This window comes from Microbulbifer taiwanensis (assembly GCF_014904815.1).
Lineage (GTDB): Bacteria > Pseudomonadota > Gammaproteobacteria > Pseudomonadales > Cellvibrionaceae > Microbulbifer > Microbulbifer taiwanensis.
In genome coordinates this window covers 237,611-251,745 of sequence record NZ_JACZFR010000006.1, presented here as the reverse complement: position 1 = coordinate 251,745, position 14,135 = coordinate 237,611, and the positions used below count along the sequence as shown (strand labels likewise).

Sequence of the window (14,135 nt, the reverse complement as noted above, 5' to 3'; positions counted from 1 at the left end):
CGGGGGGCCCGGGGGCGGCCCCCCCCCCCCGGCGGGGGGGGGGGCGCCCCCGCCCCAAAGGGGCGGGCCCCACCATCAGGTAAGGTTCAGCTGCCAGGAGACACCGAAGCGGTCATTGGTCCAACCGAACTTCTCGCTGAAACCGTAGTTATCCAGGGGCATCAGCACCTCGCCCCCTTCCGCCAGTTTGGCAAAAGCCCTTTCCAGCTCCACGACATCTTCACAGTCCACGTAAATAGAAAACGACGGCGTGAAACTGAATTCGTGCCCCAGCGGCGAATCGATACATTTGAAACGCTGGCCGCCGAGGCGGAATTCCGCCAGTCGCACCGATCCCTCCGCCCCCGGCTCGCTCCGGCCGTAGCGGTCGATAGACAGAATCTCCGAGTCGACGAAAAGGGACAGATAGAAATTCATCGCCTCCTCGGCCGCGCCTTCAAACATCAGGAAGGGGGTCACTGTACGGGCCATGGATTATTGCTCCAACCGCTGTTCGTACTCCGCCTCCACGCGCGTGTGCTCGGCCCAGAAACTCGGCGGCACCTGCCCGCGCAGCCGGGCCTCCAGGATACCCAGGTGAGAGTGCCAGCCAGCGGCGACACTGATCATCTCCCGGCGGGAATCCAGGCGGCTGTGCGTCACCACCAGCAATACCTGATCCCCTTGCGGCGCCAGCTCGAAGCACACCTGCGATGCCGCTCCATCGGCGTCCCCCCAGGCCAGGGTCAACTGCCGCGGCGCCTCGCAGTCGATTATGTGACAGTGCAGTCTCGCCTCGTCGCCGATATGAGCGTATTTCTCCGGTGCCCTGTCGTCACTCTGCGACAGGTCGTTGTTGCGGAACACCAGCTCCAGCGGCGCGCCGCCGCTTTCCACCAGTTCACCGGCTGCCAGCCACTCGCGGCGCCTGTCGGAATCCACCAGGTACTGCCACAACCGCTCAATGGGCCCTGGCAACAGCCGCTCGATACGCAGCGTCTCCGCTGCGATTTTCTCTCCGTACTCACTCACGACTCATCTCCTCTATGGGATCGATTATTTACGGTCACTGCCCGCTGGTTTTTGCGCGGCGGCATCTTCCGCTCGCAACAGCGTCTCCAGGTCATCCAGGCTTCGGTGCCAGTACTGCTCGTAGTGGCGCATCCACTCCAGACCGCCGTGCATCGGACGCGCATCCAGGTGACAGATATGGGTGCGCCCCGTTATCTGGCGCCGCACCAGCCCGGCGCGCTCCAGTACCCGGATATGTTTGGAGGCCGCCACCAGCGACATCGCAAAAGGCGCCGCCAAGTCACTCACGCTGTGCGGCTCCCGCGCCAGGTTGCGGAGCATCGCCCGCCGCGTCGGATCGGCGAGGGCGTGAAAGACGGCATCCAGCTGTTCACTTTGTTCATTAACCATATGGTTAAGTTACATAACGACAAAGCCAATTGCAAACCATATGGTTAAATATTGGCACAATTTCCCACCTCCAAAAATGACCATTTTCTCCCCGGCAATCATCGCAGGAGGCATTCACTTCATCCCAGAACATGCTTGTGATCACAAATTTACGATGCGGATTGTTTTTATCGGCGAGCGGGCCTGATTGGTAAAAATGAAATATGCGCCAACTGGCACAAGAAAAATATTCCTTTTTTCTGGTTAATTTGAGAAATAATTACTCAGCGCATAAATGCCGGATCGGCGAATCGCTGAAATACTGTCACCAATTACCAATAAAGTGTCCCAAATAAACGAGTAATATCCGCAAAAGCTAATTAGCTTATAACCAAATTTAATAAACAAATTGACTGTGTCTGCGGACAGATCTCGACGCTGATGAGGCGCTTCGAGAACAACGACCAACGGGGTCGGAAGTGAAGTGACAGTCGATAGCAGATACCGGCCGAGCTAGCTATCTCTCTATCCCAGCTACCACACCACTGATCCGCCCGGCAGCAGGCAATCGCCCGCTGCCCAATCGGAACCGAGGCACTTACTCCGAGACTTCACAACAATAAAGAGCACTCAACAAAAACCGCCCGCCATCCGGCCAGGCAAAACTCGCCCCGGCAATTCCGGGGCACACTGGGAACTCACAGGAAAAATGACTCAGCTGATCAAAACCGCTTCATTGACGGGGTTTTATGAACTGGTTACTCGGCTCAACGGAAACCCGGACGCGCTCTTGCGTCAATTCAATATAGAAGCGGAAAAGGTAAAGAATCTCGACGGCGTACTGCCCTTCAACTCAGCCACCAATCTGATCGAGGAGACAGCCCGGCAACTGAACTGCCCCGATTTTGGCCTGCGCCTGGCGCAACAGCAGGACCTGACAATACTCGGTCCCCTGGCCGCAGTGGCCATGAACGCGCCGACTGTCGGGGATGCCCTGAAGGCGATCATCGGCTACCTGCACTACTTCACCCGCGGCCTGCATATGGTGCTCGACGCCGAAGGTGCGGACAAAAGCAGTCGCCTGTGGTTTGAGCCGGCCCATGGCCTGCCGGCGCTGCGCCAGAGCCAGGAACTGACCCTCGGCGTCGCGCACATTTCACTGAAAATGCTCTACGGCGAAGGCTTTCGTCCCCAGGCGGTTCTGCTGCAATCCGATGCGCCGCTGCACGACAGCTACCGCGAGTTTTTCGCTGCGCCGATTCACTTTTCCCAGGATCGCGACGCACTGCTGCTGAGCACTGAACAGCTGGAAAAAAAAGTGGTACAGAACGATCCGCGCATGCTCGAGTTCCTGAACGAATACATCCGTGAGGCACTGCGGGATGAACCGATGAACCTGGAACACCAGGTGAAACAGCTGATTCACCGCCTGATGCCTCTCCAGCGCTGCGGCCTGCAGGAGGTGGCAAACCAACTGGGACTGCACAAGCGCACGCTGCAGCGCCGACTCCGGGAGAAATCCATTGTATTCGAAGATCTGCTGGACAGGATTCGGCGCGAATGCACGGAGCACTATCTGGCGGACCCGGACATGGCCATGACCCAGGTTGCGACCCTGCTCGGTTACCGGGAACAAAGCTCCTTCAATCGCGCCTGCCGCCGCTGGTTTGGTACAACCCCTTTGAAAGTACGCAAACAGATGCTGAAAAAAGTGACCACTGCAGAAGCTCTGGCGAGTGCGTTTGAGCGCTGCTAGTGGGCCATGCGGGAAGTTCGGTAACAAAGGAGCACAGCCAAAGCGTTCAGATCAAGGCGAGAAAGCGCAGGAATAGCAGCGTTATTTCAAGCTTTCTCAACGCAGAACTGGGCGCTTTGACGACGCGAACTGTTACACAATTTTCCGCATGGCCCACTAGGGCCTGTTCACACTAAATTCGATAGCCTTTCCATCGCACGGGGCGATGCCACCAATCAACGCCTGTTTGGGCGAGCGCAATCCAGTGGCAGCATCGTCGATCTTTTTCAGGTATTGCCCGAAGTTGCCTGGGCCGAATATCCCCGCCATCTCCTCTCTGAAGTCAGGCGCCGGGCGCGCCTTGCACAGAATTTCCTAAATCGCTATCTTGACGACCTCTGCCGGGTATTACCTCGGCACTGCTGATAGGAAATCAGGCGAGGAAAATAAGGACATATATCTCTTCCCCGATCACCACCTCAGTGAAACCGCCCTGCCGTTGCAGGTCTCACTGCTTCAAATGCGAGTCGCCCGCAAAGAGCCTCGCCCTTTCGCCTGTGCCCGTTTTTATCTGCAGCGGCGCAGCGCACTCACGGATGTACAAGCACAAAAAAGGAGCCTGCCATGCAAATCCCACAATACCTTTTTCCCGCCGCGCCGACGAAACCGCAGCAATTGCTCGCCGTGTCGATCGCGCTCACCGTTTCACTGTCACCCCGGGCTTCTGCCGAACAGCAGTCGGTGATCGAGGAGATCTCGGTTACGGCGCAGAAGCGCGAGCAGTCGGTGCAGGATGTATCCGTCGCCGTCAGCGCCTTTTCCGGGGATGCGATCGACAAGATGGGTTTTGAGGAGGGCCTGGATATCACCCAGCAGGTACCGAATATGAACTTCTTCGCCATCTTCGGCGAGGCGTCCAGCCCCTCGGTCAGCCTGCGCGGTATCAGCCTGGTGAATTTTTCCGATTCCTGGGAGTCGCCGGTTTCCATCTATGTGGACGACGTCTACCGCGGCAATCCGGCCGGCTCCGCCATTCAGCTGTTCGACCTGGAGCGGGTGGAAGTACTGCGCGGCCCCCAGGGCACCCTTTACGGCCGCAACACCACCGGTGGCCTGGTGCACTATGTCTCGCGCAAACCGACCGAAGAGTTTGCAGCCGCGGCCAGTGTCGGTGTTGGCAGCTACTCGGAGCGCATTGTCGAGGGCAGCGTCAGTGGGCCCGTCGCCGACTCGGTGCGCGGCCGCCTGGCCATTAAAAGCACGAGAAATGACGGCTGGCAGACCAACACCGTCAGCGGTGACAAGCTGAATGACACCGACAACTTCGGCTACCGCGCGCTACTGGACTTCGACCTCGGTGACAGCGGCGGCCTGCTGCTCAACGTGCACGGCAGCAGTGCCGACCAGCAGTCGGTGGGCTTTGCCCATATGGGTTACCTGGAGGCACCGGTGGATGGCGCGGCCACCTGCGCCGTCAGCCGCATACAGAATGGCGAATGCACCAGCGCCACCTTCGCCATGACCGGCGCCGAGGCGGTCAACGGCCACTTCGACCCGGAACATGTCGCCGCCAGTGCCAGCGAGGGTATGGCCACAGAGATAGATACCTTCGGCACTTCCGCCACCCTGAGCTGGGATTTCGACCACTTCAGCCTGACCTCGATCAGCGCCTACGAGGAGCTGGACAAGTTCCTGCAGGACGATGCCGACGGCACGCCGGTCATCTGGTTCGACGAGCAGTATGCGGTGGACGCGGAGCAGTACACCCAGGAAATCCGCCTGAACGGCAGCGGCGACAACAGCACCTGGGTCACCGGCTTCTACTACTACAAGGACGACCGCGGCCTGGTCACCGAGGCACCCACCACCGCCGACGGCCTCTGGCATCGGGAAATCGTCGCGCTGGACAGCGAATCCTGGGCCCTGTTCGGCCAGCTGGAATACGACCTGGGTGCGGAGCTGACGCTGGTGACCGGCCTGCGCTATACGGAAGAGGAACGGGATTTTACCGAAGTGTCCGGTCCGGTGTTCAGCAGCTACGATGAACTGGATGTGAAAGACGACCTGACCGAGAGCGCCACCACCGGCCGTATCGGTCTGGACTGGCGCCCGAGCGATGCGACCCTCGCCTACGCCAGCCTGTCCAGCGGCTTCAAGAGCGGCGGTTTTTCCGGCAGCTACAACGCCTCACTGGAAGCCACGCGTCCGGTAAAGTCTGAGGACATCACCAATTTCGAAGTGGGCATTAAGACCACTCTTGCCGATCGCTTCCGCGTCAATGCCGCTGCCTTCAACTACACGGTGGAGGGCTACCAGGCGCAGGTATTCCTGACCGTCGCCGACGGCAGCGTAATCACCAATGCCGGCGATGTCACCGGCACCGGGGCGGAAATCGAAATCACCGCACCCATCGGCGACAACTTCGAACTGATTGCCGGTGCCGGCTGGCTGACCACCGAATTCGACTCGGAGCAGATTTTCCAGGTGGCCGGCGACAGCTACACCCTGGACGGCAACGAACTGCCGTCGGCGCCCGAACTGACCTACAACCTGGTGGCCCGCTATTACCTGGACCTTGGGGACTCAGGCGAACTGGTTTTGCAGGGGGACTACGCCTGGCAGGCCGAGCACTTCCTGCAGATAGAGAACGACCCCTACTCCCACCACGACAGCTACGGCCTGGCCAACGCAAAAATCAGCTGGCACTCGCCCGCCGACACCTACAGCGTGGAGGCCTTCGCCCGCAACCTGGCCGACGAGCGCTACTTCACCTACCAGAATACCCTGGGCAGTGACTGGGGCTACGGCGTCTGGGGGCAGCCGCGCACAGCCGGCCTGCGCTTTAACTGGAATCTGTAATCCGCTGATATGACGGAGCCCCTTTTGCACCAATGCAGCAGGAGGGGTGTCCCGGCGATCAACGCAGCGGATATGCGACAATCAGTGCAATCACCACTCGATACCCTTGCGCGCGGCGACGCCGTTGTCGAATGCGTGTTTGATCGAGCGCATTTCGCTGACGGTATCGGCGATATCCTTCAGGTACTGCTTGGCGCCGCGGCCGGTGATAACCACCGTCTGCTGTGGTGGGCGCTGCTGAATCGCATCTATCACTTCCTGTTTTTCCAGCCAGTGATAATTCAGCGCGTAGGTGAGTTCGTCGAGCACGACGAGATAGACACTCTCGTCCCGCAGTGCCGCCAGGGCCTTTTCCCACAGCGCGCGCGCGGCGGCCTTGTCGGCCTCGAAGTCCTGGGTCTCCCAGGTGAAGTCGGTGCCCATTTCATGCCACTGAATCGGATACGCATCTTGCGGCAGCTGCGTTAGCAGTTGCTTTTCCCCGCACTCCCAGACGCCCTTGATAAACTGTGTCACCACCACGCTGTAGCCGTAGCCCAGCGCGCGGGTCGCCGTTCCGACCGCAGCGGTGGTCTTGCCCTTGCCATCGCCGGTGTAGAGCACCACTATGCCGCGCTCCTCCAGTGACTTGGCCACGCCGGCGTCGACAATTTTCTTGCGCGCCTGCATGCGTTTCTTGTGGCGTTTGGCTTTTTCTTCGGGAGTGCTCATGGGCAGGATTTTGAATTGACTTAAAAAAACACATTGTAGGAGAGGCGGGGCAAAAGGCCGCCCGCCTCTCCTACAGGGGGACTGCGAATTACAGGGTCAGCTGCACACCCGCATAGACAGCCGCGCCGGCGGTGTAATAGCCGGCCACTTCGCGGTAGTCCTCGTCGAGTACATTCTCACCACGCAGGGTCAGGCGCACTTTTTCCGTCAGGCGGTAGGCGGCATTCAGGTCCAGCTTGCTGTAAGCATCCAGCACTTCACCGCCCACATCCAGGCGATCTTCCACCTGCTGCCAGTTGCCGTTGAGCGTCAGTCGGTCGCCGAGCAGGCTGTAGCTGAGCCCCAGGTTGTAAACCCGCTGCGGCACCTGTAGCCGCTGCTCGCCCGCAGCATCCACGGCATCCAGCCAGGTACCGTTGAGGTACCAGCCAAAGGTCTCACCCAGTTCACCGGCCAGTGACAATTCCACGCCCTCGGACTGGCTGTCGCCTTCGTCCTGGCCGTAGGCACCGAAGAAGCCCAGCGAATAGTCGTAGATGATGGCATCGGTAATTTCCTGGTCGAAATAAACCAACTCAAACTGTAGCAACTGCGCCAACTGGTATTCCAGGCCCAGTTCGTAGCCGCGGCTGGTTTCCGGGCCTACGGCCTCGACATCCTGCGACAGGTTGTGGCTGATCTCATAGGGGCTGGGTGCACGGTAGCCGGTACCAACGCTGGCGCGATATTTCAGCTGTTGCTCGTCGCCCAGCAATACCGGATAAGCCACAGAGGCACGCCAGCTATTGTGGTCCTCGGTTTCCAGACTGTCGCGGCGATAGCCCAGTGTATAGAACACCTTTTCTGCAAAGTCGCCGCGCCATTCCGCAAAGACCCCCAGGCTGTCGATGTCCTGCTCGCTATAGGCACTGCTGAATTCCTGCTGTTCGTACTCGCCTCCCCACAGCAGCTGGCCGCTGCCGACGCTACTGCTGCCGACATAATTCAGTTCGGCGATGGCGCCGTCTACAGCGTAGCTGCTCTGTCCCAGGGAGAGACTGTCGCGCTCAATGTCCTGGCTGGCGACGGAAAGCCTGTGAGCGGCGTTTTCCCCGCGATAATCACCGCTCAGGCTGTAACTGGTCTGCACAAACTCATCCAGGCAGTCGTCGGTGGACATAAAGCTCGCGTCGTAGCAGCTGTCGAATTCCGACTCGGCGTCGGTGCGGCGCAGCTGCCCCTCGACAGCGAGACGATCGCTGACTTGGTAGCCCAGGCGCGCACTGCCGGAGAAGTTGTCATAGCCGTCGTCCTCGCCGCTGGGATCACTCTCGCGACTGTTAAAACCGTCGGTGGAGAACTCCGAGAGGCTCAGGTCGTACTGCCAGTTTTCGCGGCTGCCGCCCAGGTTGGCGCTGGCTCTCTGGCTGCCGTAACGACCGGTTTCCGCGCCAAGCTGCACACGCAGTGGTTCGCTGGCTTTCTTGCTGATGATATTGATCACACCACCGGCACCGGCACCGTACATCATCCCCTGGGGACCGCGCAGCACCTCGACGCGCTCGATGTCCGCAGCTTGCAGATGCTGGAACTGGGCGCCCACCTGCGGCGCAGCCGGGTCGGCAATATTGACCCCGTCCAAAAGCACCAGGGTGCGGAAATTGCTCTCGCCGCGAATAAAAACGGAACTGACCTTGCCGGTGCCACCGTTATTGCTGACGGAAATACCCGGCAGTGTGCGGATCACATCCAGCAGGCTGGCGTAGCCCAGACGCTGAATATCCGCTTCCGTCAGTACCGATACAGATACCCCAACCTGGCTTTTGGGAGTTTCAACACGGCTGGCAGTGACGATTACCTGCTCCAGCTGCTTCGCCGAAGGCTCCGCGGCTGAAGGAGCCTCGGCGAGAGACAGCAGCGGCTGGCTGGCGGCGACAATGGCCGCGGCGATAAGAGTTTTTTTCATGGTGGTTCCCCAATCTCGAAGACGTTTACGGATTGAGGGAGGGTGAGTGCAATCGGTGCGCTGCGAATGAGGGGCACACAGACCAGACAAAGCCCTCCGCTTTATCCTCTGGTCCAAGACGTAAATCCGGACTATTGCCGAGGGCCGGTATCGGGCTTATCAGCCGTTCTCAGGGAGAAGGTTGCTGAATCACCGTTGCGGGGGCAGCGCCGGACTTTGCTCAAGAAAAAAGTTTCAAGAGAAACATCACCGGACTTCCCGTTTACCCCAGCCAAGTGACGGATCACTGCTGGGCACCCAGGGCGGGCGGCAGTATATCAGTGGTTAGTGGGTGGGGGTTAGTGGGTAGGATGGGCAAAGCGCAGCGCGCCCATTCTACAGGAGATCCAGCGGCACAAAATCCGCCACTCCATCGCGCCAGCGGAATTCGCAGCTGACCCCGTAGACGTCGCCGATCAGCGCCGGCGTAAAGACATCTTCCGCGGTACCCTGGGCGCGCAGCTGCCCACCCTGCAGCAGCAGGACGCGATCGCAGAAGCGCGCCGCCAGCGACAGGTCGTGCAGGGCCAGTACCACCGTCTTGCCCGCGTCCGCCTGGCGGCGGAAATTCTGCATCAGCTGCAGCTGGTGGCGAATATCCAGCGCCGCCGTCGGTTCGTCGGCGATCAGCAGCGGCGCCTCGCCAACCAGCAGCCGCGCCAGCTGCACCCGGCGCAGCTCGCCACCGGACAACTGAGTGACCGGGCGATCGGCGAATTGCTGCGCGTCCACCAGGTTCAATGCCGCGGAAACCCGCTGTTCCCGATCAGCCGGGCGCCCCCAGGGCAACAGCCCCAGAGCCACCAGATCCGCAGAACTCAGGCTCCAGGCCGGCACTTCCGCCTGCGGCAGGAAGGCACTGAGACGCGCACGCCGCGCCGCTGGCACTTGCTCCGCATCCTGGCCATCCAGCTCTATCCGCCCGGAGGTCGGCTTCAGCGCGCCGGCCAAGCACTGCAACAGGCTGCTCTTGCCTGCGCCGTTGGGACCCACCACGGCGGTCAGTTCATAGGGTTTGAAGGTGCAGCTGATTTCGCTCAGCACCGGCTGGCCGTGGCGCTCGAGGCCGAGCTTCAGGCAGGAGGCCTCCAGGTGTTTTTTCTCCTTCACAGCAACTGTCCCCTGCGCGCACTGACGATCAGCCAGAAAAAGAAGGGCGCACCGATAAAGGCAGTCACCGCCCCGATTCTGAGTTCCTGCGCGCCGACAAAGTTGATCACCACTATGTCCGCCAGCAACAACAACAGTGCACCGGCCAGCGCACTGGCCCACAGCAGCAGGCCCGGATCCTGTCGCACCAGCGGTCGCACCAGGTGCGGCACTACAAGACCGACAAAGCCAATGGTACCGGCCACCGCCACCGCCGCGCCCACTGCGCTGGCAATGCCGGCCAGCACCAGCAGCGGGTAGCGGCGGCCGCGAAAGCCGAGGGAAGCCGCACTGGCTTCACCCAGGGAGAGAGCGCGCAGATAATTGCGCGCGCAGAAGAGCAGCACAGCCCCGATCAATACAAACGGCAGCGCCAGCAGCAGCTGATCCCAGCCGCGATTGGCCAGCGAGCCCAGCAGCCAGAAGACGATTTCCTGCATCGCGAACATGCTCGGCGCATAGTTCAGGGCCAGCGCCATCAGGGCGGAAAGAAATGCATTGATGGCCACGCCGGCAAGCACCAGCCGACTGGCGCTGGCACCGCGACCGGCCAGCAGCCAGACGCAGGCCACCGCGCAGAAGGCGCCGACAATGGCCAGCGCCGGCAACAGCCAGCCGGACTGCCAGGCGAGGCCCCAAAAGCCCGGCAGGGAAAAACCATAGTAGAGCATCAGGATTGCGGCCAGCGCCGCGCCGCTGGAAACGCCCAGCAGCGCCGGCTCCGCCAGCGGATTGCGCAACATACCCTGCATGGCCGCACCGCCCATACCCAGCGCCGCGCCCACCAGTATCGCCAGTAGCGCCCGCGGCAGGCGCAGCTGCCACAGGATTACCGCATCGCTATTCTCACTGCGCCAGCCATCGCCGAGCGCCGCGCCCAGGTCGATGGACACGGGACCGCTGGCCAGGGCGGCGATCAGCGCCAGTGGCAGGGCCAGCGCAAATAGGACTAAGGCTGATTTATTCTGCGTTAACAATCGTTTTTCTCTTGTCCGTCAGTTGCTGCAATACATCCGCTACCACCAGCGCGGGGCAGAAACCCAGTTCCGCCGGCAGCGTATAGGTGCGGCCGCTGTCGATATAGTTTTTCAGCACCGGGTGGCGCGCGGCCAGGTGCGCTATGGCGAAATCCTTTTCACCGCCGTAAAAAACCAGCAGATCCGGTTGCAGTGCTATCACTTCTTCCAGACTCACCCGCCCCAACTGCTGAACGCCCCGCTCTGCGGCGAGATTGGCAAAGCCCGCGTGTTCCAACAGCTGGTGTTCCAATAGACCACTGCCGTAGGTAATGTTGTTGGCGGAGAGTATAAGCGCAGAGGCTTTTTCCTGCGGCACCGGCAGGGCGAGCCTTTTTTCCAGCCGTCGCTTCTGTTGCTGCAGCGGTTGCAACTGGCCCAGTGCGTCTTCCATTGCGCCCAGTTGCTCGAGCAGCTGCTCCAGGCTGTAGGCATCGGGGATCGACACTACATTGAGGCCGAGATCGCGCAGCCGCCGCGCCGCGCGCTGGGCGCCGAACTGGCCGACGAGAATTAGATCCGGCTCCAGGCGCAGCAGTTCCTCTGCGCGACCGCGATTCAAGTGGATATCTTCCGGCAGCGGCGCCGAGCGGTAGTGTTCGTTGGCGGAGAGCCAGGTGACGGAAGCAATTTTTTCCGGCGCCACCCAATTGAGAAGCACCTGGTCCAGGCACAGGTTGAGGGAGGCGATCCTCTCCTGAGCCAGAGTGACAGGGGGAAGTGCCAGCAATACCAGCAGTAATATACGCGACGCAAAATGCATTTCTACCTCGGCCTACTATCCTGTCTCTTCCCGGGACCCGTTTCGCAGTGGGAGCACGGCATTCCATCGGTCCCGCCAACTCCGGGTGAATCCAAATCGCCTCGCGAACGCATCATACCGGCAGCACAAACAAAAAAATAAAGACAACAACCGGAGAACAACATGAACGAAGGCACTCTTGCACTACTGGTCCCCTTCGGATTCTTCCTGCTGGTCGGGGTCTCGATCTGGCTGGTTTTGCACTTTCGCGCCAAGAAAGACCTGGAGATCCAGCAAACCCTGCGGGAAGCCCTGGATAAGGGCGCGCAGCTGACGCCGGAACTGATCGAGCAACTGGGGGCCAGCAACGGGTCACACCCACTGAAAGATGTACGGCGCGGTATCGTATGGATAGCCACCGCCGCCGGGATAGCGCTGTTCGGCTTTTTCGTTCCGGACCCGAGCAACCACGCCTTCCTGGCCTTGCTGGCGATTGCCATGCTGCCGTTTGCAATCGGGCTCGGCTACCTGGCCATGCACCTGTTGGGCCGGCAGCGGCCGGCTTAACCCCACCGGCGGGTAAAGCGCCCGGCCAGAAGCACTCAGTTCATATCAATCGCGCTCAGCGCCTCCGCCAGGGTTTTGACCGGGATCATTTCCATACCGTCGATATCGTTTTTGAGGCGGTTGGCGGCCGGTACTATGGCCTTGCGGAAACCATGCTTGGCGGCCTCGCGCAGGCGTTCCTGACCCGACGGCACCGGGCGTATCTCGCCGGCCAGACCCACCTCACCGAATACCATCAGGTCGCGCGGCAGCGGGCGGTTGCGGAAACTGGAGACCACCGCCAGCAGCAATGTCAGGTCGGCGCTGGTCTCCATCACCTTGACCCCGCCGACCACGTTGATAAACACATCCTGGTCGCCGACGAGTACACCGCCGTGGCGATGCAGCACCGCCAGCAGCATATTCAGGCGGTTCTGGTCCAGGCCCACCGCGACCCGGCGCGGGTTGCCGAGGCTACTGTCGTCCACCAGCGCCTGCAGCTCCACCAGCAGCGGGCGGGTGCCCTCCCACACGGAAGTCACCACCGAGCCGGCGGCCACCTCCTCGGCGCGCTGCAGGAAGATCGCCGACGGGTTCGAAACTTCCTTCAACCCCTGTTCGGTCATCGCGAACACCCCCAGCTCGTTCACCGCGCCGAAGCGGTTCTTGTGCGCGCGCAATGTGCGGAAGCGGGAGTCGTGGGTGCCCTCGAGCAGAATCGAGCAGTCGATGATGTGCTCCAGCACCTTGGGGCCGGCGAGGCTGCCGTCTTTGGTCACATGGCCGACCAGAATCAGGGCAGTGCCCGTCTGCTTGGCATAGCGGGTCAGGTAAGCGGCGCTCTCACGCACCTGGGCGACCGAGCCCGGCGCCGACTGCACCTCGCTCATATGCATCACCTGGATGGAATCCACCACCATCACCTTCGGCTGCACCTCCTTGGCCGCCAGGCAGATGCGCTCCACATCGGTCTCGCTGAGCATCTGCAGGTGATCCGCCGGCAGGCCCAGGCGCCTGGCGCGCATGGCAACCTGCTGCAGGGATTCCTCGCCGGTGATATAGAGGGCGGGCATGGCCGCGGACAGGTGGCAGAGGGTCTGCAGCAGTATCGTCGACTTGCCGGCGCCCGGGTGGCCGCCGATCAGCACCACCGACCCCGGCACCAGGCCGCCACCCAGCACCCGGTCCAGTTCGCCGGCATTGGTCGGGATACGCGGCAGTTCGGAGAGATCGATTTCGGAGAGTTTCTGCACTTTGCCGGCGCCGGCGGCACCGGCGTAACCGGCCTGGGCATCGGTAAAGTTGGCCGCACGGCTGTCCCTGTGTTCCGGGCCCAGGCGCACCTCGCTGAGGCTGTTCCAGCTGCCGCAGGCACTGCACTGGCCGGCCCACTTGGTGTAGTCGGCGCCGCAGTCGTTGCACACGTAGGCGGTTTTCTGCTTTTTGGCCAAATCTCGCTCCGCGGTCTCAGTCTTTATCAGATGTGGGGTCCGCGGCGGCTCGGGCTCCGCGGTCGCAGGGAGTGTACCGGAAGCGGGCGCGGCTTTCTCCCGCGCGGACCTCTCTGCTATATTGCCGCAGCCATGCAAAAAAACATCCGCTCCACACTGATCGCCCTCGCCGCCCTGCTGGCCCTGTTGCTGCAGGTACAGACGGTGTTCGCCTGCGAGATGATGGAGCACAGCGGGCCTGTATCCGAGTGCTGTTGTGGAGAAATGGCCCCGGGGCAGGAGGCAGACTGCGGTTGCTGTACCCTCGACACCCGGGTATCGCTCAAAGCGGAGGCGCAGGACCAGCAGGCCGCACTGCCCGCGGCCCAGTTGGCGCTGGAACTGCCGCAGCTGGCCGCGCCGCCGCGGGCCCAGTGGCCGCCGATACTGGCCCCACCTTCCGCGCCAGTGTCCATCCCCGCATTCAAGGACCCCCCTCATCCCGGCAACCGCACCTGGCTCGCCACCCTGCGCCTGCGCCTCTGATCCACTCCCTGAATCTGATCCCTGACTTTTTGTGAAT

The 14,135-nt window shown here is 61.4% G+C and carries 13 protein-coding genes and 1 riboswitch; of the genes, 4 read left to right on the top strand and 9 right to left on the bottom strand.

The features are described 5' to 3' along the window. Positions 1 to 75 precede the first annotated feature (75 nt). The 3 genes from IG627_RS01930 to IG627_RS01920 are packed head-to-tail and all read right to left on the bottom strand — an operon-like array spanning position 76 to position 1,401. Positions 76 to 471 carry a VOC family protein gene (locus tag IG627_RS01930; protein WP_193189431.1) on the bottom strand — a complete coding sequence of 132 codons (396 nt, stop codon included), beginning with the start codon at positions 469 to 471 and terminating at the stop codon, positions 76 to 78. A gap of 3 nt (positions 472 to 474) precedes the next feature. Next, the gene (locus tag IG627_RS01925; RefSeq protein ID WP_193189430.1) at positions 475 to 1,011 is read right to left on the bottom strand and encodes an SRPBCC family protein; all 537 of its coding nucleotides are present in this window, start codon (positions 1,009 to 1,011) and stop codon (positions 475 to 477) included. A 24-nt stretch (positions 1,012 to 1,035) separates the two neighbouring features. Next, positions 1,036 to 1,401, bottom strand: coding sequence for an ArsR/SmtB family transcription factor (locus IG627_RS01920; RefSeq protein ID WP_193189429.1), 366 nt, complete (start codon positions 1,399 to 1,401; stop codon positions 1,036 to 1,038). 688 nt (positions 1,402 to 2,089) lie between these two features. On the opposite strand from IG627_RS01920, the gene IG627_RS01915 reads away from it, so the two are divergent. Both IG627_RS01915 and IG627_RS01910 read left to right on the top strand, forming a co-directional pair. Next, entirely contained in the window at positions 2,090 to 3,136 is a 1,047-nt protein-coding gene (locus IG627_RS01915; RefSeq protein ID WP_226864598.1) for an AraC family transcriptional regulator, read from the top strand. Between the two features lie 603 nt (positions 3,137 to 3,739). Beyond that, positions 3,740 to 5,974 (top strand): TonB-dependent receptor, encoded by a 2,235-nt coding sequence (locus IG627_RS01910; protein ID WP_193189427.1) that lies wholly within the window; start codon positions 3,740 to 3,742, stop codon positions 5,972 to 5,974. Between the two features lie 90 nt (positions 5,975 to 6,064). On the opposite strand, the gene cobO is transcribed toward IG627_RS01910, so the two are convergent. The 5 genes from cobO to IG627_RS01885 form a co-directional block, all read right to left on the bottom strand. Then, positions 6,065 to 6,685, bottom strand: coding sequence for a cob(I)yrinic acid a,c-diamide adenosyltransferase (cobO, locus tag IG627_RS01905; RefSeq protein ID WP_193189426.1), 621 nt, complete (start codon positions 6,683 to 6,685; stop codon positions 6,065 to 6,067). Positions 6,686 to 6,773: 88 nt separating this feature from the next. Continuing rightward, on the bottom strand, positions 6,774 to 8,630 hold the full coding sequence (locus tag IG627_RS01900) for a TonB-dependent receptor plug domain-containing protein (protein ID WP_193189425.1): 1,857 nt from the start codon (positions 8,628 to 8,630) through the stop codon (positions 6,774 to 6,776). 125 nt (positions 8,631 to 8,755) lie between these two features. Next, positions 8,756 to 8,946, bottom strand: a riboswitch (cobalamin riboswitch). Positions 8,947 to 9,005: 59 nt separating this feature from the next. Next, positions 9,006 to 9,779 carry an ABC transporter ATP-binding protein gene (locus IG627_RS01895; RefSeq protein WP_193189424.1) on the bottom strand — a complete coding sequence of 258 codons (774 nt, stop codon included), beginning with the start codon at positions 9,777 to 9,779 and terminating at the stop codon, positions 9,006 to 9,008. Further along, positions 9,776 to 10,795 (bottom strand): FecCD family ABC transporter permease, encoded by a 1,020-nt coding sequence (locus IG627_RS01890; protein WP_193189423.1) that lies wholly within the window; start codon positions 10,793 to 10,795, stop codon positions 9,776 to 9,778. Before IG627_RS01890 ends, IG627_RS01895 begins: the two co-directional genes overlap by 4 nt. Further along, positions 10,779 to 11,597, bottom strand: a complete 819-nt coding sequence (locus tag IG627_RS01885) for an ABC transporter substrate-binding protein (RefSeq protein WP_193189422.1) — start codon at positions 11,595 to 11,597, stop codon at positions 10,779 to 10,781. Before IG627_RS01885 ends, IG627_RS01890 begins: the two co-directional genes overlap by 17 nt. A gap of 162 nt (positions 11,598 to 11,759) precedes the next feature. Between IG627_RS01885 and IG627_RS01880 the strand changes: the two genes are divergently transcribed. Continuing rightward, on the top strand, positions 11,760 to 12,143 hold the full coding sequence (locus IG627_RS01880) for a DUF6249 domain-containing protein (RefSeq protein WP_193189421.1): 384 nt from the start codon (positions 11,760 to 11,762) through the stop codon (positions 12,141 to 12,143). Between the two features lie 35 nt (positions 12,144 to 12,178). Here the strand turns inward: IG627_RS01880 and radA are convergent, their stop codons facing one another. Further along, on the bottom strand, positions 12,179 to 13,573 hold the full coding sequence (gene radA, locus IG627_RS01875) for a DNA repair protein RadA (protein ID WP_193189420.1): 1,395 nt from the start codon (positions 13,571 to 13,573) through the stop codon (positions 12,179 to 12,181). Positions 13,574 to 13,705: 132 nt separating this feature from the next. Here radA and IG627_RS01870 point away from each other — a divergent pair, with 132 nt between their 5' ends. Further along, positions 13,706 to 14,098, top strand: coding sequence for a hypothetical protein (locus IG627_RS01870; protein WP_193189419.1), 393 nt, complete (start codon positions 13,706 to 13,708; stop codon positions 14,096 to 14,098). Positions 14,099 to 14,135 lie beyond the last annotated feature (37 nt).

Excerpts from the sequence above, each read along its gene's own strand:
- IG627_RS01930 (WP_193189431.1), bottom strand. The coding sequence starts at position 471 with ATGGCCCGTACAGTGACCCCCTTCCTGATGTTTGAAGGCGCGGCCGAG.
- IG627_RS01910 (WP_193189427.1), top strand. The coding sequence starts at position 3,740 with ATGCAAATCCCACAATACCTTTTTCCCGCCGCGCCGACGAAACCGCAG.
- IG627_RS01885 (WP_193189422.1), bottom strand. The coding sequence starts at position 11,597 with ATGCATTTTGCGTCGCGTATATTACTGCTGGTATTGCTGGCACTTCCC.
- cobO (WP_193189426.1), bottom strand. The coding sequence starts at position 6,685 with ATGAGCACTCCCGAAGAAAAAGCCAAACGCCACAAGAAACGCATGCAG.
- IG627_RS01870 (WP_193189419.1), top strand. The coding sequence starts at position 13,706 with ATGCAAAAAAACATCCGCTCCACACTGATCGCCCTCGCCGCCCTGCTG.
- IG627_RS01915 (WP_226864598.1), top strand. The coding sequence starts at position 2,090 with ATGACTCAGCTGATCAAAACCGCTTCATTGACGGGGTTTTATGAACTG.
- IG627_RS01900 (WP_193189425.1), bottom strand. The coding sequence starts at position 8,630 with ATGAAAAAAACTCTTATCGCCGCGGCCATTGTCGCCGCCAGCCAGCCG.
- IG627_RS01920 (WP_193189429.1), bottom strand. The coding sequence starts at position 1,401 with ATGGTTAATGAACAAAGTGAACAGCTGGATGCCGTCTTTCACGCCCTC.
- IG627_RS01880 (WP_193189421.1), top strand. The coding sequence starts at position 11,760 with ATGAACGAAGGCACTCTTGCACTACTGGTCCCCTTCGGATTCTTCCTG.